This is a genomic window from Klebsiella sp. C239, from assembly GCF_048822715.1.
Lineage (GTDB): Bacteria > Pseudomonadota > Gammaproteobacteria > Enterobacterales > Enterobacteriaceae > Klebsiella > Klebsiella quasipneumoniae.
Window position 1 is genome coordinate 363,538 of record NZ_JBMEZK010000005.1, and the last position, 26,310, is coordinate 389,847.

The window sequence follows — 26,310 nt, forward strand, 5'->3', positions numbered from 1 at the left end:
TGTGCAAACGTCCGTCGATTTATCTCAGATCCCACAGCCTGATATCGTCGAGGTGCCCGATTTTGAAACGGTGCTGGCTGATATCCGGGCGCTTATCGTGGCGGCCATGCCTGTGGAACTTCAGGCTTCTGTGTCTGCTGCGCTGCTGCTGGAATCTGAACCGATGGCGGCACTGGCCCAAGCCTTCACCTATCGCGAGATCCATCTGCTGCAACGTATCAATGAAGCCGTGCGCGCGGTGCTGCTTTCGAGCGCCCTGGGGGCGGATCTCGATCAGGTCGCCGGGAATTTTGACACTGAACGCCTGCTGATTACCGAAGCCACCGACGAGACGGACGCAGTATATGAAAGCGACGAAGAGCTGCGCGGCCGCACGCTGCTCTCATGGGCTCGCCTGAGCACGGCGGGCGCCAGAAATGCCTATCACTATTTTGCGCGAGGTGCGGATGCGGATGTGCTCGATGTGCGCGCCTATGGCCCTGAAACCCATAACCAGGAAGGACGAGTTTTTCTCTACGTGCTGTCACGTACCGGAGATGGGACTGCCCCGCAGGCGCTGCTTGATAAAGTCCTGTCAGCGGTAAACCCGGAAGACGTGCGTCCGATTACGGATTATGTGGCTGATTATGTCCGCTCCGCTGTGATTGTGAGTTATCAGGTGGTTGCTGATATTTACGTCCCTTATGGCGTGGACACCGCCACGGTGCTGGAAAAAGCCACCGCAGCACTGAACGAATACACTGCCTCTGTGCATCTTATCAACGCCACCGCTGCACGGTCAGGCATAGACGGGGCGCTGCATCAGGACGGCGTTGTCACCGTCGATTTGCATTCACCCGTCGCCGACGTCGTTGCGACGATGGGCGAAGCCCCGCATTGCACCTCCGTTAAAATCAATCTTGTGGTGATGGACCATGACCGCTAATTATCCCGCCAGCATTCTGCCCCCCAACGCCACCGCCGTGGAGCGGGCCATCGACAGAGCCAGCGCCGCAGCGCTGGAAAGGTTGCCTGTATATCTGATCCGTTGGGTTAAAGATCCGGACAGTTGCCCGCTGGCGCTGCTGCCGTGGCTGGCGTGGGAATATCAGGTTGATACCTGGAATATTAACTGGTCAGAACAAAAGAAACGCGATGCGATCAAGCGCGCCCACTACATCCACCGCCATCGTGGTACGGTCGCCGCCGTCCGTCATGCCCTGGTGGACAGTCCTTTCGGGACGGATATTGTTGAATGGTTCAATCAGAACCCGAAAGGGGATCCGTATACCTTTCGCCTGAACGTGTATCAGAACGATTTGCCGGTGACGGAATACGACCAGCAGGATCTAAAACTGGCGGTGCTGCGCGCCAGGAATCTGCGCAGCTGGTTTTCCGTTCATGTATTTGGCCGACTTCAGGGAACCTCGTATGCGGCCGGTTACATGTACGCCACGGAGAAAATCACGCCGCGCTTTGTCCCGTTGCAGGTGGTTTTATCCCGCTACGAGCTGAATCTGGCCCCCGGTGACGCGGAAACGGTCACGGTGACAATTCTCCCCGAATACGCGGAAGATAAAACCTTTACGGTAACTACATCGGATCAAACAATCGCGACCGTCCGGATAGTAAACGGCGATATTCTGGTTACGGGCATGAAGCGAGGTACCTGTTCGGTCACCGTTACGACGACTAATGGCGTCAGTGCGGTGATAAGCATAAAAGTGGTCGCGGTAATGAAGTTCATTACCCGCATCGACAGTGCAACCAGGCCAATATTCTTTGCTCATATGGACGAGGGTTTCACGGTTGACTATGGCGACGGCATTGACAGCCGGGATTACCGTTTCGATCCCGCCAGTGAAGCTTCAGGTTGGGTTATTCCTACACGTGAATTAGTACAGGGAAAGGAATACACCATCACGGTTAAGAACACGGAAACTGCCTGTCTGCGCAGCCGTTTATCTAATTATTCTTCGAAACTGAACCCTGTTGTGGAATTGATTAGTGTTACAGGGGAAAGAGGTCATCTTTCAGGGTTCGCTTTGGATACCACCGGATTAATGGCTATTCGTGCCGGAGCATTTGACGATTTGCCAAACGTGAATAACTGCAAAAATATTTTTACCCACTGCTCGTCGCTTACAGGTATTCCGGCATCGTTGTTTTCTCGCATGAAGATAGAGGATTTTTCAGACGCATTCAGAGGGTGTACATCGCTTACAGAGGTTCCATCGGGGCTATTTGCAAACCAGCCCGATGCGATCGACTTCTCATCGGTATTTGCAGGCTGCACCGGCCTGATCAGTATCGGCAATAATCTGTTCCACAGCTGTGTATCTGCGGTGAATTTCAGTTACGCGTTTGATGGTTGCTCAATGCTTGCAAATATCGGCACGGGAATATTTACAGGATGCGGTTCAGCAGGGACATTCTCTTATAGCTTCAGGGCGTGTAAAAATCTTCTTGTCTTGCCTGCTGATATGTTTGCGGATGTTCCGGGCGGCGCATTCACCGGCGTATTCCAGAATTGCACGGCACTGACGGCAATTCCCGCCAACCTGTTTAAAACATGTTCTGAAGCGAATCATTTTGGCGGTGCATTCACTGGCTGTTCGCAGCTTCTTTCTGTTCCTGCCGGTCTGTTTGCTGGTCTGTCGAAAGTGACCTATTTCGGCACGGTCTTTTCTGGTTGCAGTTCGCTGAAAACGGTCGGCGCGGGTTTATTTGCCGGGTGCAGCCAGGCGCAGACATTCGCTTCTGCATTTTACAGCTGCCGCTCTCTTGAAACTGTAGCGAAAGATATTTTCAGCGGCTGCGTAGAGGTGACGACCTTTGCCAGTACGTTTTATGGGTGCAGCAGCCTGACGGCGCTCCCGTCTTTTACTGACTGCGCGAAAGTCACCACTTTCTCATACGCTTTTGCTAACTGTGGATCGCTCACGAAAATTGATGCAGATGCTTTTGCTGTTAAAGCGCTGGTCACGACATTCACATACGCTTTTGTAAACTGTACTTCGCTGGTTTCTGTGGGGGACGGCGCTTTTCGGGGATGTAGCGCGTTAACCAGCCTGGGCTATACGTTTTCAGGTTGCCGCTCTCTGGTTTCTCTCGCGGGAGATATGTTTGCCGGTTGCGCCAAAGTGACAGCCGTCGATTTCTTATTCGACAAGTGCTCCGCGCTGGTTGAACTGCCAAAAGAGCTATTCAGCGACATGGTGTCCTTGAAAGGCATGGGATCGACTTTCCGGGATTGTACTGCACTCATCTCGCTACCATCCGGCCTGCTTGATGGTTGCATCAATCTCACTTCGTTAACGCTGACATTCTCGGGCTGCACCTCACTGGCGTTATTGCCCGGCGATTTGCTGAAAAACAACATTCTTCTGTCCGGCGCCGGATCGACGTTTTACGGTTGCACCTCACTGGTAAATATTCCGCCGACGCTGTTCGCGTCCTGCTCGCTTATTACCTCGTTTGGCGCCACGTTCCAGAATACCGGCGTGGAGGAAATACCGGAAAACCTGTTCAGCGGCAACCCGCTGGTGACCTCTTACGGCCAGACTTTCAGGGGCTGTAAAAACCTGCGCTCAGTGCCAGCCGGTCTTTTTGCCGCCAGCATAAGTGCCACGGTATTCACGAATGTCTTTTCGGAATGCAGTGCGCTGGAAGTCGTCGGGGCGGGATTACTCAACACCACGGCGGTAACGACGGTGGGTTATCTGTTTGACGGCTGCGCGTCATTACACAGCGACGTTAACACGATATTTAATCTTGCGAGTTACCCGGAGATTGTCACCACAACGGCAATATTCAGGAGCTGCGCATTACTCGCCGGCAAAGGCCTGGTATTTATGGGCAAAGTGCCGAACGTCACCGCGCACTATTACGCGTTTTATGCCTGTGCGGGCCTGGACGATTACGACGATTTACCCGGCAACTGGATAACGAACAAACTATGAAAACATTCAATCAATTAAAAAGCCTGATCGACTTTTGTCAGACCGATGCGTTTTTCCTGGAACACCTGAACCGGCTTCAGATCGCTGGTGTGATTTATCTTGATGAAGGCGATATCGATGCTGACCGCAAGACCGTGAGTGATGATTTTTATGATCAACTTGCCAGCGTGTACGGCATTGAGCCAGAAACAAAAAGTGAGGAGGTATAATGGCCACGGGACTGACACTAACTACGGCGGGCGCCGCCGAAATCGAGGCCGCGTATCAGGCGGGGGAGGTGGTGGATATTACCTCCGTGCTGATCGGCGATGGTGGCGGCGTGACATTGCCGACCGATCCCGATGAGCTGGCGGCGGTGACGGCGCTTTTTGGACAGTTTGGCCGTGAAACCTTTGACTCTGATTCAAGCTATGAGGGGTTTATCAGCGGGCAGATCGTTATCAACTGTCAGGATTATCCGGGTAAAACGCTCAGAGAAGCGGGGCTGGTCAGCGCTAAGGGTACGCTCATCGCTTACGGCACATACCCGGCGACATACCTCCCGGCGCAATCGGATTCCATTATCAAAGAGATCATTCTGACGCTGGTGTTGACGCTGACGCACAGCTCAAATGTGCAGCTCGTTATCGATCCGACACTTGCCACTATCACGCTGGAAACGGGCGATAAACGTTATCTGCGGCGAGCACAAAATCTTGCTGATTTAAACGATACAGAAGAGGCCCGGGAAAATCTGGAGCTGGGAAACTCAGCCACGCGGGACGTGGGCACCGAGACGGGAACGGTAGCTGCGGGGGATGACTCGCGGATCACCGGTGCACTTCAGAAAGAAAATAATCTTTCCGATCTGAGCGATACATCCGAAGCCCTTAAGGCGCTGGGACTCAACAGCGACGGAGCGGCCTATAAGGCAATTGTTGACGCCATTTTTTATGTCGGAATTGTTGTCTCTGGCGAGCAAAGTCCAGCGGAGCGGTTCCCCTGGCAGACATGGACTGACTTAAGCGAAACCTTTGCGAATAGGGTTGTTAGGATTGGCTCTCATTATGGTGTGACCGGCGGCAGTAATAAGGTTGATGCCGGGCGCGATAAATGCAGATGTGGATGCGCGATAAATGCAGAGAATGTCTTTTACAGTGGATGAAAAGGAATTGCAGTTTTCTATTAAAAACTGCAATTCGTCAGAAACTATAGTTCGGTTATTCCCCAGGCTGTACTGAGATACGCGCTAACGCTGTCTAGTACTGATGCGACTTGTGCCTGAGTCAATGCAACATCGAATATGAGTTCAAGCCCCATAGTAATATTGGCACCGGCAGGATAGGCAGCAGGTGCATGATGTGACCCGATACGAATAGTCCGGTCGGTGTATGCCGTCCTGTTGGTCAGAGCCTTTGAGTTTTGCCAGTTAAGAGATCCTCCTTGCCGGGCGGCAATCCTCGCTATACCGTTATCACCATCAACCAGTTCCACGAAAGCTGCCCACTTCGATGTGTCATATGCTGCGCTGTAGTAGTTGATCATGTTCAACGGTGTAGCACCATTGTCTTCTACGAACGCTCCATACAGACTTTGCCCGGAGAACAGAAAAGCGAGCCCGTCACCACGGTAGACTGCAGGCGCACCGGAATAGCTGTAATTCCCCATCATAAAAGCCTGCTGGGTCTCGGTGGCCGCCGTCGGCTTTACCGGTTTGCAGATCACGATGTGAGTCTGGTTTTTTGTGGAAACTTTTCCAGTATCAAAACATTTTCCAAAACCACATACCGCCCCAAATCCGCTGGCAATCTCGGGTGAGCCGACCAGGGTCAGTGGTGCTGAATTATCAGCCCGGTTTCTGATGCTCAGATCAACCGAACCGCCGTGGATGTACATCGCTTTTAACCCTGCAGTGACAGGCAAGTCAGGCTGCATAAAATGGCCGATTTTGGGATGTGTGCCCGGAATAACGACGTCACCGAGTTTTGGAATGTAGATATCATTTGTCATAATTCATTCAGCCTTTAATCTGTGCGGTATTCAAAGTGGATGCGATCAGGTTGCTGCCTGTAGCACTGGGGTGCAGATTGTCAACAAAACAGCCCAGGCTGTTCATCTCAGTCCAGGTATCAAACAGGTCGTAAATACTGAAGAACTCAACATTCAGTGTCTGCGAGAGGTCGAACATCACGTCGCGGAAATCCACAAGGGGAGTGACTGCCGTCCCGTTTGTTCGCGGTGGTGCCATCAGAATAAAGCCGACGTCCGGCAATACTGAGCGACAAGAAGCCATATAGGTTTGCAGAGCAGTACGGAATGTGGCTGTCGATTCTGAAATTCGGTAATCGTTATTCCCGATCACGATGCAAATGACGTCTGGCTGCATTGTGCTCAGGTACTCCGCTATTTTGTCTGAGAACAACAGGAACTGGTCCGCCAGAATCCCCGCATTACCCGCTTTGCTCATCACACAGCCTGCCACGCCACTGCGCCAGAGATAGAATCCGTGGATAGCAACACGTCCGGCGTTGCCATCGGTTTTAACATAGATAGTTCGGACCTCATCCGGCATTCCCGTCAGCAGCACTGATTTGGTCGTGCCGGAATTCCCGCAGATAACTTCAGTCCACTGCGTGACGCCGCCAACGTCGTAACCGTACTGAAACTTGCCGTTCAGGTCCTGATAGTAAATCCGGCAATCAGTACAGCGCACGTTAGTCACATTGAAATAGGCGGTGTTTGTCGTCGTATTAATGGTTTGCCCATCAATACCGCAGCCATAAAGCGGCGCTCCGCTGGTCGGTGACGAGTCGTACAGGTCCCACCCGGCGGAGCGGAAAATATTTGAACCGTCCCGCGCGGCACCATAGTTAACGGTACGCCAGCCTAAACCAGCATCGCCGTAATCCGCGTGCAGTATTCCCGCAATAGCGGTTGCAAGTTCGTTATTTTGCGTCCAGCTGTCCCCCGTCAGCATGAAGTGTGGACGGACTGCCAGGCCTGCTTTGAGCTGTGCTTTCTTCGCTTTCCAGCGCCAAAGGGTTCGACCGTCAGTATGTAGCGGAATGCTATAAGCGGCGGTATACATCCGGCGCTGGTACAATCTGGCTAGCGATCCGCCAATGTTTGGACCAATACCGCCTGCATCCAGCTCACCATTCTGGAACCAGAACAGCACATTCCCTGCACCGTCAGTCATCCCAGGGACAAATCCAGGCGAGATACCCGTAACTTTTAAATTCAGGGCATCAGCAATAATTGTATTGATGTAAGCCCATATTTTTTCCAGCAGCCCTGTTGATATTGCTGATGCGCACAGTCCGCCATCCCAGTACACAGGAACATTACCGGCGCTGTCAGTGAATAACGGGAAAAAACCTGGGGAAACCCCTGTTACCTGCTTATTCAGTGCATCCCCCAGGCGTGCGTGAACATCAGCATAAATCATCTGATACAACGATGTGGCAATGCGGGAAACAGCGAAACCATTATCCCAGTACACAGGTACATTTCCTGTCCCATCCACGAAAAAAGGGAAAAAATTGTCATCAACCAAGGCGATGGTAGACAATTTTTTGATAAGTTCACGAATTGCCTCAATAGCTTCATGTGTTGGAATTTTTCGTCCAGTGGGCTGCAATGCCCCTGCGTCGTTAATAAACTCATCTGCAAGAATGGAATCAGAAGAACTAACAATCCAGCAATAAGCACCGGCAAGGATATTTCCTGCATCTACATCTTGCTTCGCTTTAATATCAGAAGAGTAAATGCGAATGTTGTTGGAAATAGAGCCCTGTCCAATCAACCATGCAATTAACCTTGGAGTGCCTGAATCGTTCAGGTAATATTTGAATGAAATAACTTCAGCAATACCCTGAGCAACCCGGAAAACCTTTCCGCTCTCAGTCCCCTGAACCCCTGCAATAGTGCCATCAGGATCAGATTCTGTTTTATAAAATGTATACTCTTTCCAGTCAGCAATAGATTCCATCATTGCTTTTAAATATTGGGTACGATTAGCAAGCTGTTGCGCCTGAAGATTTGCCGGGCCATCCCCCGGGACATCATCCTGCTTACCGAGTACCGGGGTCTCTTCAGTAAGCTGGTAGATACCACTTACCCAGACAGGAGTTTCCTGCAGATTTGACATACTACTTACCTCGGTATTGATATTGCCCGTCATAATTGGCCCGACCATCATAAGTCAGGGCGATTTGCGGTGGTTGCGGTGACTGCGGAGCAACAACCTGCATCCGCCCGAAATAGCTGAAAGCCTCTCCTGTCTGCTGATTAAAATCAGGAAGGATCAGCGAGGTCATATCCATGACTGCGATGTCCGTGCCGCTACTAATCATTTCTAATGTCGCCAGGGGATCAACAGAAACTCTGTACAGTTCCAGCAGTACAGGATCTGAATCCTCAGCAATATTCACTCCCTGAAAACGCAAATAAAACTCCTGCGTTTTCGCTGAGAAAAACGGTAACCACTGGTTAAACAGGTGCTCGTAAGCAACAACAAGACCTGTCGATTCAGGGGACACCAGAAACTCAATCGTGCCGAACTGGCGGTCAACAACATAATCGGAATTACGTTCCAGCCCATTAATATTGACGTTAAAAACCGTGGTATGGGGCAGCGCGATAATATCCCCTTTAACCACTCCATCAGGTACGGCGAACTGCTCATTAAATGAAAACGGTTCATCCACCGGTTGAGCACCCAATAACAGCGCCAGATTTTCAACCGAGAAATTATGCCAGGTTGAACTGATAGAGCCGCTGGCTCCGGTAATGATTCGCTGATTCTGATAGAGCTGTCCGCCACGTGATGCTTTTGTTATTTGTTGCTCATACGAAAACGCTATTTTCAATGATGAAACATCGCCGACCCAACGGAATGCGCGTTTATTATCTCTGGGTGCCAGGAACACCTTACCCTGACCATAATAATAGTTTTCCCTCATGGCCCGATACTCCGTTCAGTCAGTTCCAGGGAAATTATGCCCTCGTTCAAAACGGGACCGCCTGCCGTGAAAATAGTGATATCCGTTTCTGCGAGATAAATACCGGCATCCCATTCGATAGCTGCGGCTGACCCGGTTACGGAATCCAGCAGCAGCGCAGAGGCATCTCCTTCCAGCGCCAGCACGGTCAGTGGCCCGCTGGTTTCAGTCCACTGCGCGATGGCCAGCACCGGATGGGGGCCGAACGACCACGGCGACGTTGGCCAGGTACCGGCTGGCCATTCAATATCATCGCCTGGAATGGAAAGACTGCTGGCCAACAGGTCGGGTGGATACCAGGCCGTGACTCCGGCAGCATCAGCAATAGCGTGCAGCTCTGGCACTGCACCAGAAGTGGTATCTTCCGGCGTTACCGTGGCCCAGTCGCTACCATCAACAATAGTCAGGGACAGGGTGACGGTGAGCGGGAACGCCTTATAACGACCTGAAGGCAGTCCCGTCCCGAATGTATAAAGCGACATCAGTCCATCACGGCGGCTCTGCAGCGTCAGAGTATGCACATCAGCATCATCATCACCGGTGACATAGGGGATCGGGATGCTGGCGTCACTGGTGGCCAACGACCAGACCTCGCTCCCGGTGCTCTGAGCAATCAGTTTCACCACATACTCTGTTCCGGGTTCGGGGCCGATGCTGTTTTCGGTACAGTCAATCAGGCGGTCGGCCTGCAGCAGGCGATCACGATGAGAGAATGCCAGAGTAAAGTTATCTGCGCTGGCCGCCACATCGGGATACAGCACGCCATTCACACGGATATTCCCGGGCAAATACGGTCGGGCCTGACGCCCGGTTATGGTCAGCGCCGCCACCGGAGCAGCTGATTCCCCCAGCGTCTCCGTGCTGGTCCGGGTGAGCAAACGAGCCTCAACCGTTTCACCGGACAGGTATTCCAGCCCGTCCGAGTCCAGCGCATCCTGATACGCCCAGCAGCGGTCCCCTGCAAAATGCCCTGACGGCAGGGAGTCCATGCAACCACGCCCGACCGCGAGGGTGCCAGCAGGAATATCGACCGCGTCCACACGCATGATTTCATCATTAACCATCAAACCATCACCAACGGTCGGGAAGATGGCCATGTTGACATGCAGGACGGTATCGAGTCGCCCGACGGGAGCCGTCAGCGTTCCTGATGGCGTCCAGTCACCCTGGCCACGGTCGGCGAACGTGGCTCCCGCTGCGCGGGTCTGCAGTTGATAGTTGATGCTGAGTGAGGTTGGTGCGATGGCCATCACGCCAGGATAGCCGGATTCAGGTTTCAGATAGTTCAGCTCAGCCTCGCTGACGGTCCCGGCCAGAACAGCATAAGGCAGCTCAATCAGCCGCTGAATGGTGACAGGTCGGGCGGATTTATCCGGCGGTGTCCAGCCGCTGTCCTGTTGCCCGGAGCTGTAAGAGGTGGATGGGAGGCCAAAAACATCCTGAACCACAGTCAGCGTCAGGACGCCGGTGTCGCCTTCCTCTATTTTCCCCACGCGCAGCACCATATTGTCGATATTGCGGTCGGGCAACCGGACGCGAAAAACATCACCCGGGCGCAGAATACCCCCGCGCCGGTCAAACTGGATGACCAGGCGGGTCAGTTCTGACTGGGCCGTCTCCAGGTCTCGCTGGGCTACGCGGGCGGCAAGTGAATGTGTGGGGATCGCTTTGTACTCGACCGAACTGCTGTTGAGTCCGGTATTCTGTATCGCCCCGAGGTTCTGCGCCCGGACCTCGCCATCAGCATTTGTAACGGGGTCATTCCAGGTCACGACAATCTCATTCGGATTCGACGTGGTGCTGGCGCTGTCGTCATCCTGAACGGCGATAATGCCGTTATCGTAAGTGAAGAGCGGCAGGTCATCGACACGGTAATCCCCGCGCAGCAGCTTCAGGGTCAGTTTGCCGGTTTCGAGGTCGGCATACTGCACCGCGCCCACGTGGTCGAGGATCTGCTGCACAAACGTGTCCAGGCCATCTTGGCGGTTGTAGCGAAAGCACAGGCCAAAACCTTCATCAAACAGTGTGTCGGCGGCGACACGGTAGCTATCGAGGTTCAGATCATCTGCGAGCGTCAGCTGGCGTCCCCAGTCGCGGTTAGTGGCACATTCCACAAGGATGTGGGCCGGGTTCATGGCATGAATGGCCCGGAGGTTGGCGAGCTGCTCCGAAAGGAGATCAGCTTCATCATCAAGCTGTGCCTCGCTGTTCTCCAGCATGATGGTGGCTTTCTCAGGGTACCAGACATCACCGTCCCAGCCTTTTGTTGTACGGCGAACCCGGTATAACCACGGTTTGGGGCTGGCGCTGTAGCAACTGACCAGGCCACTGAAGAAGGTGGTCACCACGCCACGGAACCCCGGCACTAACCCCGTCAGCAACTTCAGGAGCGATGCCGGTGGCACCTGATCCGGTTCGCCCATCATGATATCCAGTTGACCCTGTATGCCACCCTCACCACCGGTATCATCGCCGCCGAACAAACCGGGTTTGTCGATGTACACCGAGGTGCTGGATGAAATCTGCCCCGGCGTACCGGCAAAGACCGTCTTTTTATCGGCCATGATCGACACAATTTCGTTAACCGGACCGCGCCCCAGCCCCGCCTGTACATCCCAGGAATAGCGATAGCCAACGGTGACTTTTTTTGAACCTTTACCGCCCATTTATGCTCCCGCTTCTTTCTGAGTCTGTTGCGCCAGTTCGACGATCTGAATCGCCAGCGCGTCGCCGGTTCCGGCCAGCTGGTCTGAATCAATCCCGCCGTCACGGATGAACGCCTGCAGGTCGAGGTTATAGCGGGAAAAGAAGGTCCGCAGCCCCCATGCACAGCCGCCACCTGCGCGAATATGTTCCATCGTGATCCACATAGCGCCTCCGTTATTTTTTGATGGCCTGATAGCGATAATTGCCGTACCCGAGCACGAACCAGTCCGCCGTCCAGCAGTCACCAAAGAAGACGCACTGCGGTGTGCCCTCATCGGGCATGGGCATGTTCCAGTCGTCCTCGGTGGCCGCTTCCGGCGTGGAGTTTTTTTGCTTGGGTGCTAAGGCCGTGTTGAGGACATACGATGCGACCAGAATCGCCACATATTTCGCTACAACCCACCACATGGCATATCCCTCCTAAAACAGTTTGATGATGGTATACGGCGACTTACCCGGCATATGCGGCTGGCCACCGTAGTTGAGATGGTTGGAAAACTTGCTGTCACAGGTTGCGATCGTGCGGTCGCAACCCGGGTACAGCGTGACGGACTGCCCGACCTGCAGACCGGCTGTGCCGCCAAACAGATGCAGCGTGTTTCCGTTCTGCGCACGCAGGCCGCGCCGCTCGGTATAGCCACTGCGGTCAAACTCAATGTAACCGCCCGAGAACCAGTCACTGGCCAGCCCGGCTGGCAGGCTTGCGGTAATGGAGGAGCCATCAAGGGCGGTGACCACCACACCGCTGACCGCAAATCGGAGAGGATCAACACGGCAGTTATGGTCGTACAGCGCATACGGGCACTGACGCCCCCAGGTGAGACGGAGTCCGACCCGTGTAAACGTGCTGGCCAGGCTGATGGTGATCAGCTTGCAGGATTCAATCTGCTCACGTTTGACGCTGCTGATCTCCCCGATCCAGACGACGCGAAACTCGCCGGAGGAATCCGTCGCGTGCCAGCGTATGACCCGCACCCTGACGGTGCGCGAGGGTGGTGTGGCACGAAACAGTAGCGCCACCGGATTACTGGCCGGAACAGTGATATCCATTCCGTCACCGCTGCCGGAACTGAGGCCGCTGTTGCTGATGGCCTGTGCCTCCCAGACCTGACCGGCAAAGTCGATATCTTTGTCGGCGTTGCTATAACGCCAGAACAGGCTGTCGCCCAGCCGGAACTCATACAGCGTCAGCGGCTGGCCATCGGCCACGGAATATTCAAACTCACTCCAGCTCATCACGTACTCCGGTAAAAGTGGTGGCAATCCGGGCCACGCCGTCGGCGTCGGTCGCATGCTCCCAGGACACGCTGTCGGCGTCCTGGCGAGCCAGGGTCATCAGGGAAATGGAAACAATCTGGTGCTGGCCTGCTGAAATGGCGTCGCCGTCAAGTGCAAGACGCTCCGCACCGCTGACCAGACTGACTGCGGTGATGCGGCGATAATGCCGGGAGCCATCCGTTAGCAGAATGCAGATATCGCGGCGACCCGGGCGGATGCCCAGTTCAGTAAAGCCTGCCTCGACAACATCAACAGCATTGCCGCTGATGGCGGACGTCGGGGAAAAGTCCAGTGTCTGCCCCGGCACCCATATCGGGCGCTGACGCCCCCGTAGGTACCACAGAAGCTGACGCAGGGAAGTCTGTGCCGGACGATTGGTGGTGAACCAGTTGTGCGTCTGCCGCCAGAACGGACGACCTGCAGTATCAATGCGAAGAGGCATGCTACTGCCGTTATCCAGCTCACGGATCAGAGGCTGATAGCTCCCGCTGACCGATTCACCCCAGTCGGTTTCGGACTCGAGCACCGGGTGGCCACGGTACTGTGTGAGCACCGGCGCATCGCTGAAGGCATTGTGCTCTGCGATGCGGAAGCGCACCTGCGCGGTCGTCGCGGTATCGGTGATACGTGACAGCGACGGCGGCTCCGTCAGCACTGCCGGGCGTACCGGATAAACCAGCGAGCCCGCAGGCCAGCTGTCGGTCAGCGGAGAGCCCAGCTGCAGGGTATCCCCGGTTATACCGGCAATGGTGGCCATCCGGCTGGTTGCATCAGAGGACTCATCGGTTTTCAGCAACACCGTTCCGCCGACGGTAAAGTCACGCCCGGCGGTCGGAATGGAGAGCGCGGTCGCGCCACTGGACACCGCTGCCGGCAGCGCGTAAACATCCGGATAAACCGGCATGGCCCAGGTACCTGCGCAGCCCTGCCAGAGCATATGCTCGAAGCGCTGGCGGGCGGTGTCATACAGCATTACCGTGAACTCAAACGTCCGGCGCGGTGAAAGTCGACGGGAAATCCGCTGCTCAGCACCGGTTGGCGACTGCAGTACCTCGGTCTTCCACTCCAGTGTCTCAGTCACGCCACGGGACCAGTCGGGATCTGCCAGCCAGGGAAATATCGTTGTCATTTATTCAGCCCCAGCCATTGTTTCAGGGTCGGCACCTGCGCCTTGAGCGACGTGGTGAACTGGCGCTGGCCAGCCAGCGTCTGCGCTCCGGCGGTATAAACCTCGGACGGGTCCAGCACCAGTTGCTGCTGCAGGCTGATGGGCTGCTGCGACGCAGCGGCGGGTGTGGCCATCGCGGTTTCAGGCACGGAGGTCGGGACCGGCATATTCTGCGCGGGGATGCCCGCCAGACCACCGGTGGCATGACGAACGCGCGGGAGCCAGCCTTCAACCGCAGCCATACCGTGGCGGTTAAAGGCGTGCAGAAAGTCCAGCGCACCAGGCTGCTGAACCACAGCGGCGCGGGTCACAAACTCCTGGTCGGAGAGCATCGCCGGAATGGAGTCGGACGTGGTGCTGCCCGGACCGCGAACCTGACCGCCATCGGCGGCAAAGACGCTGGCCATCAGTCCGCCCATACCACCTGAAGCTCCCATCAGGCTGGACGTCGCCATCTGCGCCAGCTGCTGTGCCGCCAGCTGTGCCATGCTGTTAATGATGGTGAGGGCGAGGTTTTTCACCGCATCACGCAGGTTCATGGTGCCTTTGGCCAGCCCCATCAGAGAGCTTTCGATACCGCTCTGCAGACCGTCGCGGAATGCCTGAGTCAGCTCATTACCCGCCTGATTTAGCTTGCCGAGTTCTTCTTCAAGTTGGCGGATCATCTCCCGGATTTTGTCACCGGCTTCACCGGGGGCGGTGGCCATCTCTTTCAGCTGCGGGAGGTAGCCCTTGATTTTGTCGCCAACTTCCTGGTGAAGCTGAACGAGGCGCTGCCGCCCCTGAATCTCATTAAGCAGACCACCCTGAACCTGCGCCTGAATGCTGGTTTCCTGCTGGGACTGCCAGGTGAACAGGTCGTCGAGCTGCTTTTTGAGGTCATCGACGCGGATTTTGGTTTCAGCGACCGGCAGCAGCTTATCGAGCCAGTTCAGACCTTCGGTGTTGCCGCTGGCTTCAAACTCGCGGCGCAGGTCAGATACGCGATTCTGTAGCTCGAGCATTGATGCGCCAGCGGTGTCGCCGGTATCGCGCATGTATTCCAGCTGCAGCTGGAGGTTCTGCCCCTTAAACTCCTGGGCGGTGATGGCGGCGTTGGCTGCTTCCGCCTGGCGACGTTGCTCGGCGGTCAGGTTGCGGGTGGCAATCTCCTGGGCGCGGGTCGCTGCGGCACCCTGAGTGCGTTTTGCGGCCTGATCCTCAAGCTGTTTGACGAAGTTTTTATTCGAGGTTTCCTGCTGCTTGGCCAGCGACTGTCCTTCTTTTGTCGCCTTATTGGCCGCGTTGGCCGCGTCAATTTTTTTGGCCAGCGCCCGGGCTTCATCCTGTTGTGCTTTGGTCGCACTTGAGAGCGTGCCGTTGCGGATTTCAGCCTCGACGCGGTCCAGCTCGGTGATGGCTTTTTTCTGGTTCAGCGTCTGCTGCAGCTGTTTGTTGTACTGCTCCGCCTTCTGGCCAGATTTATCCAGCGCTTTTGTGTCGGTATCCCACTGACCGCCGGAAAAGTTTTTACCGTCGGTGGAAGTGACGCCACGGGACTGGAGCATGTCCCGACCGCTGGCGCTCTTCCATAACGTTTCATAGTTCTTACGGGTTTCTTCTACCGCATCTGCTTCTTTTTCAATCTCGGAGCGGTTGCCTTTCCAGAGTTTCTGGAGTTTCTCGGCTGCAGCAATGCTCTCGGCATCGGTTTGTTTGCGCTTTGCTTCGACTGCAATGGCTTTTTCTTCAGCCTGTTGCTTTTCCTTCAGTACAGCCAGATCCTCTTTGTATCGCTTCACTGACTCCTGGTATTCACGAGGCTGCATGGCAACCTCAGTATCACTACCCGCAGCTGCAATTTTGGCTTCTAATTCCTTAATTTTATCTGTCAGTTCGTCAGCCGGAACATCCAAACCAAGAGCACCACCGGCTTTATCTTTAAACGATTCCCATGCGCCAGTGGCCGCAATTTTTACATTATTCCATGCTCTCGCAGCCCGGTTGAGCTGTTGCTCCATTGTGCGAAGGCGTTCTTCGCTTGCCTTCTTAAATGCCTGAGATGCGACTTCTATCGCTTCTTCTTTTCTCCCCTGGTCTTCCAGGCTCTGGATGCGCTGATAAGTCTCCAGATCCAGAAAATGATATTGCTGGTTGGTGTTGGCGGCCCACGTGGTTGCGCTGTCGCTCATCTTCAGGAAGTTTGACACAACCTGATCAGCCGAGTCGCCGGACAGCTCTGCCATCAACGTCGCAGCCTGGGCCACAGAGGTCAGCGTTTCGCCGGTAAAGCGGCCGCTACTGACCAGACCATTCAGGATATCGCGTACCTGACTGTAATTACCGCGCAACTGGCCACCTTGCTGCGCCATCTGCTCCAGTTCGCCGGAGGTCACACCGGCATAGTTGCCGGTTTTCTGGATCGAGCGGTTTAATTCATCCTGGTCATTCATCGCCGAAACAGCTGCAATGCCCACAGCAGCAACAATACCAGCCAGCCCTCCCATCGCTAAACGGGCGGGGGTGATGATACTCAGAAGCGCTTTAAAGGTGTTGCCCACGCCCCCAAACGAGTCCTTGATTTGCCCGCCTTGCTGAATGGCCACGAGCCATACCGGCATTCCGCTGGCCAGCGAGGTGACGACGTCGGTTATCTGCATTGGCAGGTAGCGCATGGCCTGAGCATACTGACCGGCGCTGATGCCACCTTTGTTCATGGCGGCGTTCTGGTCGGTAATCTTCTGGATAAACGGCGCAGCTTCCGCCGAAATGCCAAGCTGTGCCGCTTTATACTGCAGCAGCTCGGCGGTGGTCAGGTTCATGGTCTCGGCCTGCTCGCGCAGCCGGTTGATGAACTGTTCTTTAGTGGCCGCAGCCTGTGCTTCAGCCTGAGCGGCTTCCCGGGCTGCAGCCGCTTCCTTGCGCCCGGCATCGGACGCGGCATGAGCGGATTTTTCCACCTGCAGGCGCAGTTCGTTCAGACGCGAGGAATACTGCTCGAAATCATCATCACCAACGAGACCCGCGCCACGGAATGCACTCAGCTGCTCCTGCATGTCATCCAGTCGGCCATAGGCGGCGACGACTGGATCGATACGGTTGACCAGGGCGCTCAGCGCAGCACGCTGGGTATCAATATCTGCCGTGGTGCCGTCCATACCATTCTGGAGCGAGCCCATCTCGGCCCGGGTACGGGCGATTGCTGCCTGATAACCGGCATAATCTGTCGCCGCCTGCTGGGCCGCATCGCCGGTCTGTGACGCAGCGGCGGCGGCGCTCTGTTCTGCCTGAGCGTGGCTACGTGCTGATTCGGCGACGCTATCCTGTGCCCGGGCAGTGGTACTGAGTTTCTGCGAGCTGGTTGTTGCTGCAGAGCCAACGTCTTCCACATCTCCGGCCAGCCCCTGCAGGGCACGGCTGGCATCCGCGAGGTCGGCGCGGATTTTCAGCATTAAATTGAGGGTGGAGTTATCGGCCATGACGCACCTGTATATAAAGGAAGAAAAAGCCCCGATCAGGATTTCAGGGCATTCACCCGCTGGGTGGCGGTATTGCCACCGGCAAATGCGGCATTGACGTCAAATACGCGGTCAATGCACGCCTGCCGGTGTTGCCGTAGCGCTTCGCTGTAATACAGCGTCAACTGGCGGAGGGTGTAGGTTCCGAGCCTGCCCGGGTCGTGTCCGGCCCGGATGAGGGTTGCGAAGATGCTGCCGAAGCCGACAATTTCGCCCGTGTTGCCCTGATGGTTTCCAGCCGGACGACAGCGTTCATAAAAAAACGGCGGTTCTGGGTCCACCACCAGTCCATCAGAGTCTGCCCCTCACCGGCGGGCAGCAGCGCCACCCACGGGATAGGTTGTTCTACGGTACAGGCAATGAGTTCCGGGATATCTCCTGCATGCTTTCGCAGCACGGATTCAACCTCTTCCAGCGGTGGCCACGGTGTCTGCATGACCTCTGCAAGACTGTGGGTGAGCGCATCAAGCTTGTCGCCCAGCTGCAGCATGTCCATCAGGGTGTATTCGCGGATAACCAGCCCCCGGCCCGCAATGGTGATATTGCGGGTCGAGAGCAGCACGCTCAGCTCGTCTTCGGTATCGGCGGGTTTCTGCTTGCTCATGCTACAGGCTCCGCAACATCAATGACGCGGCCAAAGCGACCGATGGTCGGGTCGTCCGGGCGGGCATTGTCGTACAGCACGGTGGAGGTGGTTTCCAGCCCGGCCAGCGAGGTATCGCCCTGAATCAGCGCCAGCGCTGAGGCCGGGGAGAAGGAGATTTTGTAAAGCTCCAGAATCTTCGCCGCACCGCCTTCGGCAAGGTTGATCCCCTCGAAACGCAGGTAAAAATCTTCCGGCTGCTGCGTGAACAGTGTGGTGTTGACCGAACCTGCATACTCATAATTCACGGACGGTGCCGTTGCCTGAGCGGTCAGGAAGGTGATCGCCCCGTAGGTATAATCCACTTCATAGTCGGTCCCTTCCACCAGAGTACCGATAACCACGTCACTGACGCGCTGATGGTCCAGAATGTAGCGTTCACCCGCCGCAATACCTGCCGGAAGAAGTTCGCCGGTGATGGTGCCTGCGGGGATCACAACCTGCTCACCGTACAGCACCACGGCCAGATTCTCCGGGGCCAGATCGTGCCACGTTGACGTCAGCGTACCGTCCTGGTTGGTGACAAAGCTGCGCACCGTGCCCCGGCGTCCGGAATAACTCTCTTTGTGGTTAAGACGCTCAACCGTCAGCGCCAGCGATAAGGCCGATACATCGCCAACCCAGCGGAATGCACCGGGCTTGCCGTTAGCCAGACGACGGGCCAGAAACACTTTCCCCTGGCCGTAGTAGTAGGTTTCAAGCTGTGCCATTGTCTTCCGGCTCCTGTTGTTTGCTTTTGCCACGGTTGCCCTGAGTGTCGCTGACGACCGGAGTGGCAACCCCGATAAGTTGATGGTCCCGGAGCCAGACTTCTTCGGCTTCGGTCACGGTGATGGTTTCACCGGCTGCAAAGCGCTTACCCTGATGGGTATGCGGCTGCAGGAGTTTTACGTCGGGCATCGTCTGCCTCCGATAACATGATTGACCTGGAAGGTATCCATCCAGAGCAGGGTACCGCCGTCATAGTCCAGAATGTCGCCCTTGAGCCACTGGATACCGGTGGTCGCGAGCTTGCCGGGCACCCAGCCAATCAGCTGGTCGCGTATCTGGCCTACCAGCGGGCTGATTTCATGGGTCAGACCGTCTGCACCCTGGCCATAGTTGCGCACGGCAACGGCCACGCCGAAGACCGCCTCGGCAACCTGTGCCCGACTCCCGTTCCCCGGAACGCCGCGCTCAGGCCCCATCAGCACATACGCCCCGGGGACCGCAAAACCGGATAACTCCGTCACCTGGCTGTATTCGACGATGGTGCCAAGGAAGCTCAGCGGGGACGGCGTCAGTGGGTGCAGGCGCTCGACGATCAGACTGATGGAAAACGGTTCGCTGCTCATTTTCCGAAATCCCTCAGTGAGTCCATGCTGAACGTGCGACCGGGGCCATCCACCATCGGCGGACCGCCAGCGGGTTTCTGCGTATCGGTTGCGCCGAGGCTGAATTTGCCGTTGGCCAGCTGCTCCATCAGTTTCATTGCATCGCGGTAATCACGGACGATAGGGTCTGTCCGTTCATCAGAAATACGATGCTGATGCAGTTTGTAGCGGACAACTGAGCGGCCCCAGCTGCTCAGAATTGGGTGGACCTTCACCAGCGGCAGGGTGTAACCGCGCTGACGGAGATAACCATCAATGAGGTTCTGGGCTTCCTCCACCGCCCCGCCAATGCGCTCCACCACCTCAAGGGCCACCGCCACTTCAGCAGGAGGCCATGACGTGGTCTCTTCCCCACGCAATACCGCATCCAGCAGCTCCGGTCGGGCCGGAGGCTTGCCCGGAAGCTGAGTCACCTGAGACAGCTCGACCGCGCCCGGGCGGTCAGCCAGTTCAGCAAGGGAGATATACCAGGTCACGGCCATCACTCGCCTCCGCTTATGCCGATACGGCATTCTGGAAGAAGTAGCCGCAGTCTGGAGCAACAATCAGCTCGCGCACTGACTCACCGACACGGACGCGCTGGCCACCGCGCATACCCATGTCCGGATCAGGAATAGAACCGGAGACACGGGAGCCAAACTGCGCGGTAAAGCCGAAGGTCACGCCACCCTGGGTATCAGCCAGCAGATTACGGTAGATAAAGGCGGCATGGTTGGCCCAGGCACGCACCAGTACAGGCTTCTGGCCCGGTCGGGCGATATTGACGAACGCCGAACCGACGACGATTTCGTCGAGTTCCAGCAGGCCGCGAAGGAAGTCCAGCGGTACCAGGCCATCTTCGCCCAGTGTGCCGTTATAGGCTTTCACGACCGACGGGTTCTGACGCAGGGCTGTTGCCGTAGAGCGTCCCAGTACTGCCACGTTCGGACGCATGATCATCTTGTCGAGCGCAGTGACAATTTTCTTAATCGGTTTGCTCGCGTCGTTGTCCCACTGGTCAGCAGCAGCCAGATTTTCTTTATTACCCACAGGGTAATTGGCCGCGTTAAACACCTCTTTACTGGTGCGAACTTCGCGGTCGAGCATGATGATATCGGACACGCGCTCGGTCGCACGGCCCAGTGGATCGTAATTGGCCGGAGCATTGTCGATATCGGACTGCGGAACCGGTGCATCAAGGGCGTAATCGTTGGTCGAGGAGGTCTCATCCTCTGCATCAAACTCAATCTGATTGGGTTGCGACGTCCGTCCGACGGTGGTGGTCGGTACGGTGAAGCCCTGACCGAGATCGAACTTCCACCATTTAAATTCTGCTTTCCCAACCGGCACGCGCGGTAACACGCTGTCGGCAATCAGGGAGAGGTTACGGTACCCGATGGCAATCGCCGTCAGGTGGGGGTCAATGGGAAACGGTGCTTTGGACATACTCTTGAACTCCTGAAAAGGGCCGGATAAACCGGCCATAAACGTTAAATGGCCGGTTACTGGTCAGCTAACTGCAGTACGCCGCTTTGCTCTGATTCGGAATAAACAATCAGGCCGGTATATTCGGGAACCACCGAGCCATCGTCAGCTTCAAAAGCCGGGATGCTTCCGTCGGTGATGATGTAAGCGGGCTGTCCTTCACCCTCAGCAAAAGAGTAAAGACTCCGTATCTGGTCGAGGGTCAGTACAATACGCGACATAGTGTTCTCCTGATGCTGCTGCCGGTTTAGCTGTCAACCGCCACTGGCGGCCGGAAGTTTGCCTGGAGCAATCCAGACAGAACCGAGATCGTCTTCGGCACCGTCATACTCCGCAAAGCCGAGATAGAACTGACCCGCTGTAGCCGGAATTGCACGACCGTCAGCATCAGCCGTCAGCGGGTCACCGGCGACAACATCACCACCATAGATGACCGGGGTCAGTTGGCTGCGAACCACATCAGCGGGTTCACCGACGCTGGCAGCAACGAGGGTGGTGACACCGATAATCAGCTTGCTGCCATCGACGGCCAGAGTGATTTCGTCCGGCACCGTTCCATGCGTGACCATACGACGCGCAGCCAGTGCCACTTCTGCCTTATGGCAGGTAATCAGACCCGGAATATTCATTGCTGGGCTCCTTTCTTCACGTGGTTAACGGCGTCCGTCATGGAGATGGTGCGACCCTGTTTAGCCTGCTCTGCCTGATAGTTCTGTGCGGCAGTGGCCAGCGCGGAAGCGTCGGCGAAATCGACCGGAGCATCAGCCGTGCCGGTTTTTTCGCTGAAGTCCATCACTTTGGGCTTCTGGCTCAGCACATCACGCAGCAGCTCTTCCGGAGTTTTGTTCACCGTGGCGTCGCCATCAGCAAAAGACAGCGGTGTGGAGTCAAGGCAAAGCAGTACCTCAACCACAGTATTCTTCTGGCGTGGCAGGATAGATCCCGCTTTAACCAGCCCGTCTGCATAGCTGACAACCGCGTCGCGGCGCACCTTCGCATCGCGTTGTTTTGCGGCTTCTTCATCCTTGCGTAGTTTCTCTTCACGCTCTGCCAGCGCTGTTTCGCGCCGGGCGAGCTCCTCCGCCGTAACGGTGGGCGTTTGGTTCGGATCCACATTATTCTCCTCGGCATATGCCAGTGGTGAGATTGACTTACGTTCATCGGTGGCCGAGTCCAGAATCGACTGGATACGCCACTGAGGAATGATGGAATCGGCCTGCTCGATGGTTGTCTCCTGAATCACCCAGTCGCGAATCGACTGAAACAGGCTGGCCAGATTGTCGGCTTCCCACGGCAACGCGAACTCCAGCGGGCCGTTATCGCCGCTGGCCTCTGCGAACTGCGCATCAGGGAGCCCTTTGACGCCAGGAGGGACGGCCCCCAGAAAACCCACGTGGCGGGCATAGAAATGACCAGGTTTCGGGTTGCCGGGGCTGTCAGGCTGATAAATAGAGAGGGAGCGTTTTTTGTAGCTGCCCGCGTTGAAGGCTTCTGCGAAGGCCGGATTCACCTGACGCGGCGCGGCGTAGACGATGCCGTCACGGTATTCAAGGCGTTCCGCCCAGCCATACGCCGGAGCGGTCAGGCTCGGGTGCCCGATGACAAAAGGGGCTTCCGATACTGAAGGATCGTAGCTGTTGGCCAGATCAATGCAGTCTTCAGGGGTGAACGTGATGGTCCGGCCATCCATCGCGGTGTGGGTGCCGGGGGCAAAAACCGCAAGTGTCGCTTTAGCTGTGCTCGTCGTCATGGCTGTCGTCATTCTGGTTGTCAGGGGTTATGGCGACATCATGACGAAACGTGCTCAGGGGGTAATCTGCCCACGGACAGATAAAACGGGACGGAAGGTAAAACTGAGGGCCAGCGCAGGGGAGGAAAAGGGCCGGGAACCGTATTAAAACGTATTATAATACGGGTCGCCAGCGTGGATTGCGTCATCGTAGCCTGGCGACCACCAGAACGCGTTACAGGGCGTCTGACGGCGACATCAGTTAAACGCCCCCTGCAGGTAGTTTTTTGCCATATCGATAAGGGTTTCCCCTTCCGCTTTCGACACACCCAGCCACTTTCTGGCGGGGATCGTGATTTTGTAGGCCGGAATGGTGTGCCACTGTGAGTAGTTTGATTTCGACTTACGGACGAACTGACTGGCAACCTTGCCGTTTTTCTTCTGCCGGTAATACGCCTGCTGACTGCGGGCGGCGATTTCGATGGTCCCGCCAAACTGGTGAATGGCACCATAGACCCGGTTCGTACCGAACAGCAGTTCATCAGCATTCACCTGCCAGCGCAGGGTGTTATGCAGATAACCGTCGCGGGTGAGAACCTTGTCCGCATTTTTCCGCTTATGTTTCCGGTACCGGGCCGACAGCTCCTGCCACGGTACGCCCTCCGGCGATGTCTGCTCCGTGAAACGCTGCTGGTGAAACTCCAGCAGGCGCTCTCCCATTGAACGCAGCAGCGGTGCCGGGCGCATCATTTCGGTCCGTGCATCCCACAGTCGGTTCAGCGCATCCTGAGCATCAAACGTCAGCGTCACACCCGACATCGTCAGTCCTCCCGCGACCACAGGCTGATACCCTGTCGCAGGGACTGCAGCAGCGTATCATCAGTTGAAATATTCCCGGCCCAGCCATCGCGCCCGGTCGCGAACACCACCGACAGTGGGTCCGCTTCACCTTCCTGCTGCAGGCGTGCCAGGTAATAGCGCCTCACCAGCGACTGCTGTTCTTCCCAGACAATCTGCGCCCATATTTCATCGGGGTGACGGACAGCCTCGGCCAGCTGAAGTGCCTGCGCCAGTGTCAGCGGTATCTGGCCCTGACCGTTCGGCGATGTGAACATGTCGCTGCCAATGGCAATGCGCTGGCCTGTCGGGTCCCGGAACGCTGCATCGCGATCAGCGGTCGCGCCAAACAGTTGCAGGAAGGTGTCCACCGCATCAGTATCGCCTTCAGGCACCGGAGCCGGACGGGGCGCTGGCAACGGTGCCGCTGTGGCTGGCGATTCCGCCACCGGCGTGAATGGTCCGTCACCGACCGGGTTACTGCCCCGGGGTGGGGGCACCTCGCTGAAATACCGGCTGCGGCCCGGGGTATGCTCAAAGCCCGGGTCAATCCCCTCCGGCACAATAACGGTCCTCGGGCCACCCGGGCTGCGCTGACCAATCACGCGGGCCATGAATTTAATCGGGGGCGCAGTATCCGGGCCGTCTTTGCCCATGCGTCGCAGGTCGTCTTCGGTGCGGGCAATCACACTGCACTGACAGCCCCAGGCATTGATCGGGAAATGGTAAATCCACCACGGGTCATCTGCCCGCAGCACCATACCGTTCCAGCCCAGATGCTCCTGGCGGGGATGCTCCACCGCATCGCTGTGGACATACTCCCAGTACGGATGGGTGTCGCGCATGTCCATCAGCTGCTGGTAGCGTCCGGCCATGTAAGCGCTGCGCAGGTTCGTCTCGTAAATGGTGCGGGAGCGCCACTCAAAGCCGCCGTTATAACTCCAGCCATATCGCGCAACGATGGCCGCAAAATCCTTGCGGAAGGTTTCCAGCGTACCACCGTCAAGACTTTTCTCGACTGCGGTACGCAGGTCTGCCAGCAGGGCATCCCGGCTGGCTCCGGCAACCATAAACTCATTGTCATGCGCGGAGCCATAGACATCTGTCCAGGCATCGGTCTTCGTGCTGAACTTGCGACGGAAGAAGGCGATCTGCTCGCTGAACGGCAGCGAGCCATAGCTGACGTTACCGGCCATTCATTTCCTCCAGCAGATCGTTACGTCCTGCCAGGGCGGCAGCGGACATGGCTTCGCCCAGAATACGGGCATAGTCATCAAGCGACATCTCAGGTATCAGCGCCGTCAGGCCGTCACGCAGCTCGTCGGCGGTCTCCGCAGAGTCGACCAGCGCTTTTATCTGATTGATCCAGCCATCCATGACCGGTCGCAGTTCGGTGTTGAGGCGACCGGCCATCAGCGTGGCGGTATCGTTATGGTCCGGGTCATGCTCCGCAAATGACGATGGCGCAGCGCCCCGGGGAACGGATACCGGCTCAGGCTTCGGCTCCCACTCGCCACCATAGGTCTCTTTGACGTAAGCCAGCGTCGGGCGATAGCCGGTGCTCTCGCTGATGGTTTTGTCACGTTCGGACCGGTCTTTCAGGTCTTCCGCCTCTTCGAAGACGCGGGACACCACCGGCACTGCGGCATCGGGGAAATTAAACTCGGTAAACCATTTCCCCGGCCCCCGGTTCCAGGACTCGCAGATAACATCCGCATCGGCCTTGACGATGGAGTCCAGCACCTTGTCCTGCAGGGACTCGTTACCACCGATACCTTTTGCCGCACCACCTGAGCTGGATATCTGCCCCACCGTCACGCGGCGGATGGCCTCATTCATCGCGTTGTACATCGCCTGATAGTCAGCTGCACCGGAACGGGCAGCAGACATCAGTTCGACGCTCATCCCCTCGGGCATAATGACGCCGCTGTCGGTAGAGATGGCCCGGGTCAGCGCCAGCAGGTTACGTTTCTGCTCCTGCGTGGCCCCTTCGGGGTGTTTCCCGGCGACGGTCGGCATTCCGAACTTGTCCAGGAAAATCAGCCAGAACTTGATATCGTTGCGCTTGAAGAACGTCGGCCAGTACAGCCAGTGCGCCAGCCCCAGACCGTAGGGTTCATCATCATGATCTGCGCCGGTGGAAAATGACCAGAAGTACGGCCCCTCGCAGGGCTCACCGGCCATCATGTTCTGTGGGGTCAGCAGGCGCAGTTCGCCTTTCGGGCTGAAACGGAAGCGGCGACGGTCGCGGACCTTAATGTCGTCAATCCACAGTAAATTATCCCGGACACCATAAATCAGCTCTGACACCGCATAGCCATAGAACACGCCATAGTGCATCAGACGGGTGATGCGGTCGAAGCCCAGCGCGTCTATCTGCTGGCGCATGGCGTCTGCCGCCTCGATATCCACTGGGCGCTCGCCTCCGGCCTCGACCTTAATCTCACGGGATATCAGCGCATCCTGCCGCTGGCTGAAGGCTGACTTGACCTCATCGTCACTCAGTACCTCGCGGTAAATCTTCAGGTCAGGTGCGCCGCGATGCTGCAGAACGCTGTCATCGGATAATGCCAGCGCACCAATCCACGGGCGGGTGATATCGCGCCCGTCACCGGTCGAGGCAAACTCGCGCCCCAGTTCAGGACGCGGTGTGGATGAGGGTTTTGATGGCATTTGTCTTTTTTGTTTTTTG

The 26,310-nt window shown here is 56.6% G+C and carries 25 protein-coding genes; 4 read left to right on the top strand and 21 right to left on the bottom strand.

The features are described from left to right. Position 1: 1 nt before the first annotated feature. Genes ACOI6Z_RS16265 through ACOI6Z_RS16280 form a run of 4 tightly spaced genes read left to right on the top strand, consistent with a single transcriptional unit; the run spans position 2 to position 5,085 of the window. On the top strand, positions 2 to 925 hold the full coding sequence (locus tag ACOI6Z_RS16265; RefSeq protein ID WP_087850813.1) for a baseplate assembly protein: 924 nt from the start codon (positions 2 to 4) through the stop codon (positions 923 to 925). Further along, positions 915 to 3,941, top strand: coding sequence for a phage tail protein I (locus ACOI6Z_RS16270; RefSeq protein ID WP_196612535.1), 3,027 nt, complete (start codon positions 915 to 917; stop codon positions 3,939 to 3,941). Before ACOI6Z_RS16265 ends, ACOI6Z_RS16270 begins: the two co-directional genes overlap by 11 nt. Next, complete coding sequence (locus ACOI6Z_RS16275) at positions 3,938 to 4,150, top strand: hypothetical protein (RefSeq protein WP_009486478.1); 213 nt, start codon at positions 3,938 to 3,940, stop codon at positions 4,148 to 4,150. Before ACOI6Z_RS16270 ends, ACOI6Z_RS16275 begins: the two co-directional genes overlap by 4 nt. Then, entirely contained in the window at positions 4,150 to 5,085 is a 936-nt protein-coding gene (locus tag ACOI6Z_RS16280; RefSeq protein WP_420687452.1) for a phage tail protein, read from the top strand. Before ACOI6Z_RS16275 ends, ACOI6Z_RS16280 begins: the two co-directional genes overlap by 1 nt. Before the next feature lie 44 nt (positions 5,086 to 5,129). On the opposite strand, the gene ACOI6Z_RS16285 is transcribed toward ACOI6Z_RS16280, so the two are convergent. The 21 genes from ACOI6Z_RS16285 to ACOI6Z_RS16385 all read right to left on the bottom strand — a co-directional run bounded on the left by ACOI6Z_RS16285 (position 5,130) and on the right by ACOI6Z_RS16385 (position 26,291). Next, on the bottom strand, positions 5,130 to 5,930 hold the full coding sequence (locus ACOI6Z_RS16285) for a hypothetical protein (RefSeq protein ID WP_073550085.1): 801 nt from the start codon (positions 5,928 to 5,930) through the stop codon (positions 5,130 to 5,132). 7 nt (positions 5,931 to 5,937) lie between these two features. Next, the gene (locus tag ACOI6Z_RS16290) at positions 5,938 to 8,070 is read right to left on the bottom strand and encodes an SGNH/GDSL hydrolase family protein (RefSeq protein WP_073550087.1); all 2,133 of its coding nucleotides are present in this window, start codon (positions 8,068 to 8,070) and stop codon (positions 5,938 to 5,940) included. 1 nt (position 8,071) lies between these two features. After that, positions 8,072 to 8,884, bottom strand: a complete 813-nt coding sequence (locus ACOI6Z_RS16295) for a hypothetical protein (protein WP_073550089.1) — start codon at positions 8,882 to 8,884, stop codon at positions 8,072 to 8,074. Continuing rightward, positions 8,881 to 11,589 carry a phage tail protein gene (locus ACOI6Z_RS16300; RefSeq protein WP_073550091.1) on the bottom strand — a complete coding sequence of 903 codons (2,709 nt, stop codon included), beginning with the start codon at positions 11,587 to 11,589 and terminating at the stop codon, positions 8,881 to 8,883. Before ACOI6Z_RS16300 ends, ACOI6Z_RS16295 begins: the two co-directional genes overlap by 4 nt. After that, positions 11,590 to 11,793 (bottom strand): hypothetical protein, encoded by a 204-nt coding sequence (locus ACOI6Z_RS16305; RefSeq protein ID WP_016808567.1) that lies wholly within the window; start codon positions 11,791 to 11,793, stop codon positions 11,590 to 11,592. It lies immediately after the preceding gene. Positions 11,794 to 11,803: 10 nt separating this feature from the next. Further along, on the bottom strand, positions 11,804 to 12,037 hold the full coding sequence (locus tag ACOI6Z_RS16310) for a hypothetical protein (protein WP_065810896.1): 234 nt from the start codon (positions 12,035 to 12,037) through the stop codon (positions 11,804 to 11,806). Positions 12,038 to 12,049: 12 nt separating this feature from the next. Then, complete coding sequence (locus tag ACOI6Z_RS16315; RefSeq protein WP_073550093.1) at positions 12,050 to 12,865, bottom strand: phage BR0599 family protein; 816 nt, start codon at positions 12,863 to 12,865, stop codon at positions 12,050 to 12,052. Further along, positions 12,852 to 14,036 (bottom strand): hypothetical protein, encoded by a 1,185-nt coding sequence (locus ACOI6Z_RS16320; RefSeq protein ID WP_073550095.1) that lies wholly within the window; start codon positions 14,034 to 14,036, stop codon positions 12,852 to 12,854. Before ACOI6Z_RS16320 ends, ACOI6Z_RS16315 begins: the two co-directional genes overlap by 14 nt. After that, positions 14,033 to 17,533, bottom strand: coding sequence for a phage tail length tape measure family protein (locus tag ACOI6Z_RS16325; RefSeq protein WP_073550097.1), 3,501 nt, complete (start codon positions 17,531 to 17,533; stop codon positions 14,033 to 14,035). Before ACOI6Z_RS16325 ends, ACOI6Z_RS16320 begins: the two co-directional genes overlap by 4 nt. 160 nt (positions 17,534 to 17,693) lie before the next feature. Beyond that, a complete protein-coding gene (locus ACOI6Z_RS16330) occupies positions 17,694 to 18,176 on the bottom strand; it encodes a DUF6631 family protein (protein WP_073550099.1) in 483 nt (160 codons plus the stop codon). Beyond that, positions 18,173 to 18,925, bottom strand: a complete 753-nt coding sequence (locus tag ACOI6Z_RS16335; RefSeq protein ID WP_073550101.1) for a hypothetical protein — start codon at positions 18,923 to 18,925, stop codon at positions 18,173 to 18,175. The genes ACOI6Z_RS16330 and ACOI6Z_RS16335 overlap by 4 nt, the downstream gene beginning before the upstream one ends. Further along, entirely contained in the window at positions 18,912 to 19,115 is a 204-nt protein-coding gene (locus tag ACOI6Z_RS16340) for a DUF7210 family protein (protein ID WP_025712861.1), read from the bottom strand. Before ACOI6Z_RS16340 ends, ACOI6Z_RS16335 begins: the two co-directional genes overlap by 14 nt. Beyond that, on the bottom strand, positions 19,103 to 19,549 hold the full coding sequence (locus tag ACOI6Z_RS16345; RefSeq protein WP_073550103.1) for a phage tail terminator protein: 447 nt from the start codon (positions 19,547 to 19,549) through the stop codon (positions 19,103 to 19,105). Before ACOI6Z_RS16345 ends, ACOI6Z_RS16340 begins: the two co-directional genes overlap by 13 nt. Further along, the gene (locus ACOI6Z_RS16350) at positions 19,546 to 20,070 is read right to left on the bottom strand and encodes a gp436 family protein (protein ID WP_016808576.1); all 525 of its coding nucleotides are present in this window, start codon (positions 20,068 to 20,070) and stop codon (positions 19,546 to 19,548) included. The genes ACOI6Z_RS16345 and ACOI6Z_RS16350 overlap by 4 nt, the downstream gene beginning before the upstream one ends. 13 nt (positions 20,071 to 20,083) lie before the next feature. Beyond that, complete coding sequence (locus ACOI6Z_RS16355) at positions 20,084 to 21,013, bottom strand: phage capsid protein (RefSeq protein ID WP_073550105.1); 930 nt, start codon at positions 21,011 to 21,013, stop codon at positions 20,084 to 20,086. A 56-nt stretch (positions 21,014 to 21,069) separates the two neighbouring features. After that, positions 21,070 to 21,273 (bottom strand): hypothetical protein, encoded by a 204-nt coding sequence (locus tag ACOI6Z_RS16360; protein ID WP_073550107.1) that lies wholly within the window; start codon positions 21,271 to 21,273, stop codon positions 21,070 to 21,072. 33 nt (positions 21,274 to 21,306) lie between these two features. Continuing rightward, entirely contained in the window at positions 21,307 to 21,681 is a 375-nt protein-coding gene (locus ACOI6Z_RS16365) for a DUF2190 family protein (protein ID WP_065782785.1), read from the bottom strand. Next, entirely contained in the window at positions 21,678 to 22,802 is a 1,125-nt protein-coding gene (locus tag ACOI6Z_RS16370) for a hypothetical protein (protein ID WP_073550109.1), read from the bottom strand. The genes ACOI6Z_RS16365 and ACOI6Z_RS16370 overlap by 4 nt, the downstream gene beginning before the upstream one ends. A 237-nt stretch (positions 22,803 to 23,039) precedes the next feature. Next, positions 23,040 to 23,600 (bottom strand): phage virion morphogenesis protein, encoded by a 561-nt coding sequence (locus tag ACOI6Z_RS16375; RefSeq protein WP_073550111.1) that lies wholly within the window; start codon positions 23,598 to 23,600, stop codon positions 23,040 to 23,042. A 2-nt stretch (positions 23,601 to 23,602) separates the two neighbouring features. Further along, complete coding sequence (locus ACOI6Z_RS16380) at positions 23,603 to 24,814, bottom strand: PBECR2 nuclease fold domain-containing protein (protein WP_073550113.1); 1,212 nt, start codon at positions 24,812 to 24,814, stop codon at positions 23,603 to 23,605. Then, positions 24,804 to 26,291 (bottom strand): DUF935 domain-containing protein, encoded by a 1,488-nt coding sequence (locus tag ACOI6Z_RS16385; RefSeq protein ID WP_073550115.1) that lies wholly within the window; start codon positions 26,289 to 26,291, stop codon positions 24,804 to 24,806. Before ACOI6Z_RS16385 ends, ACOI6Z_RS16380 begins: the two co-directional genes overlap by 11 nt. Positions 26,292 to 26,310: the final 19 nt, after the last annotated feature.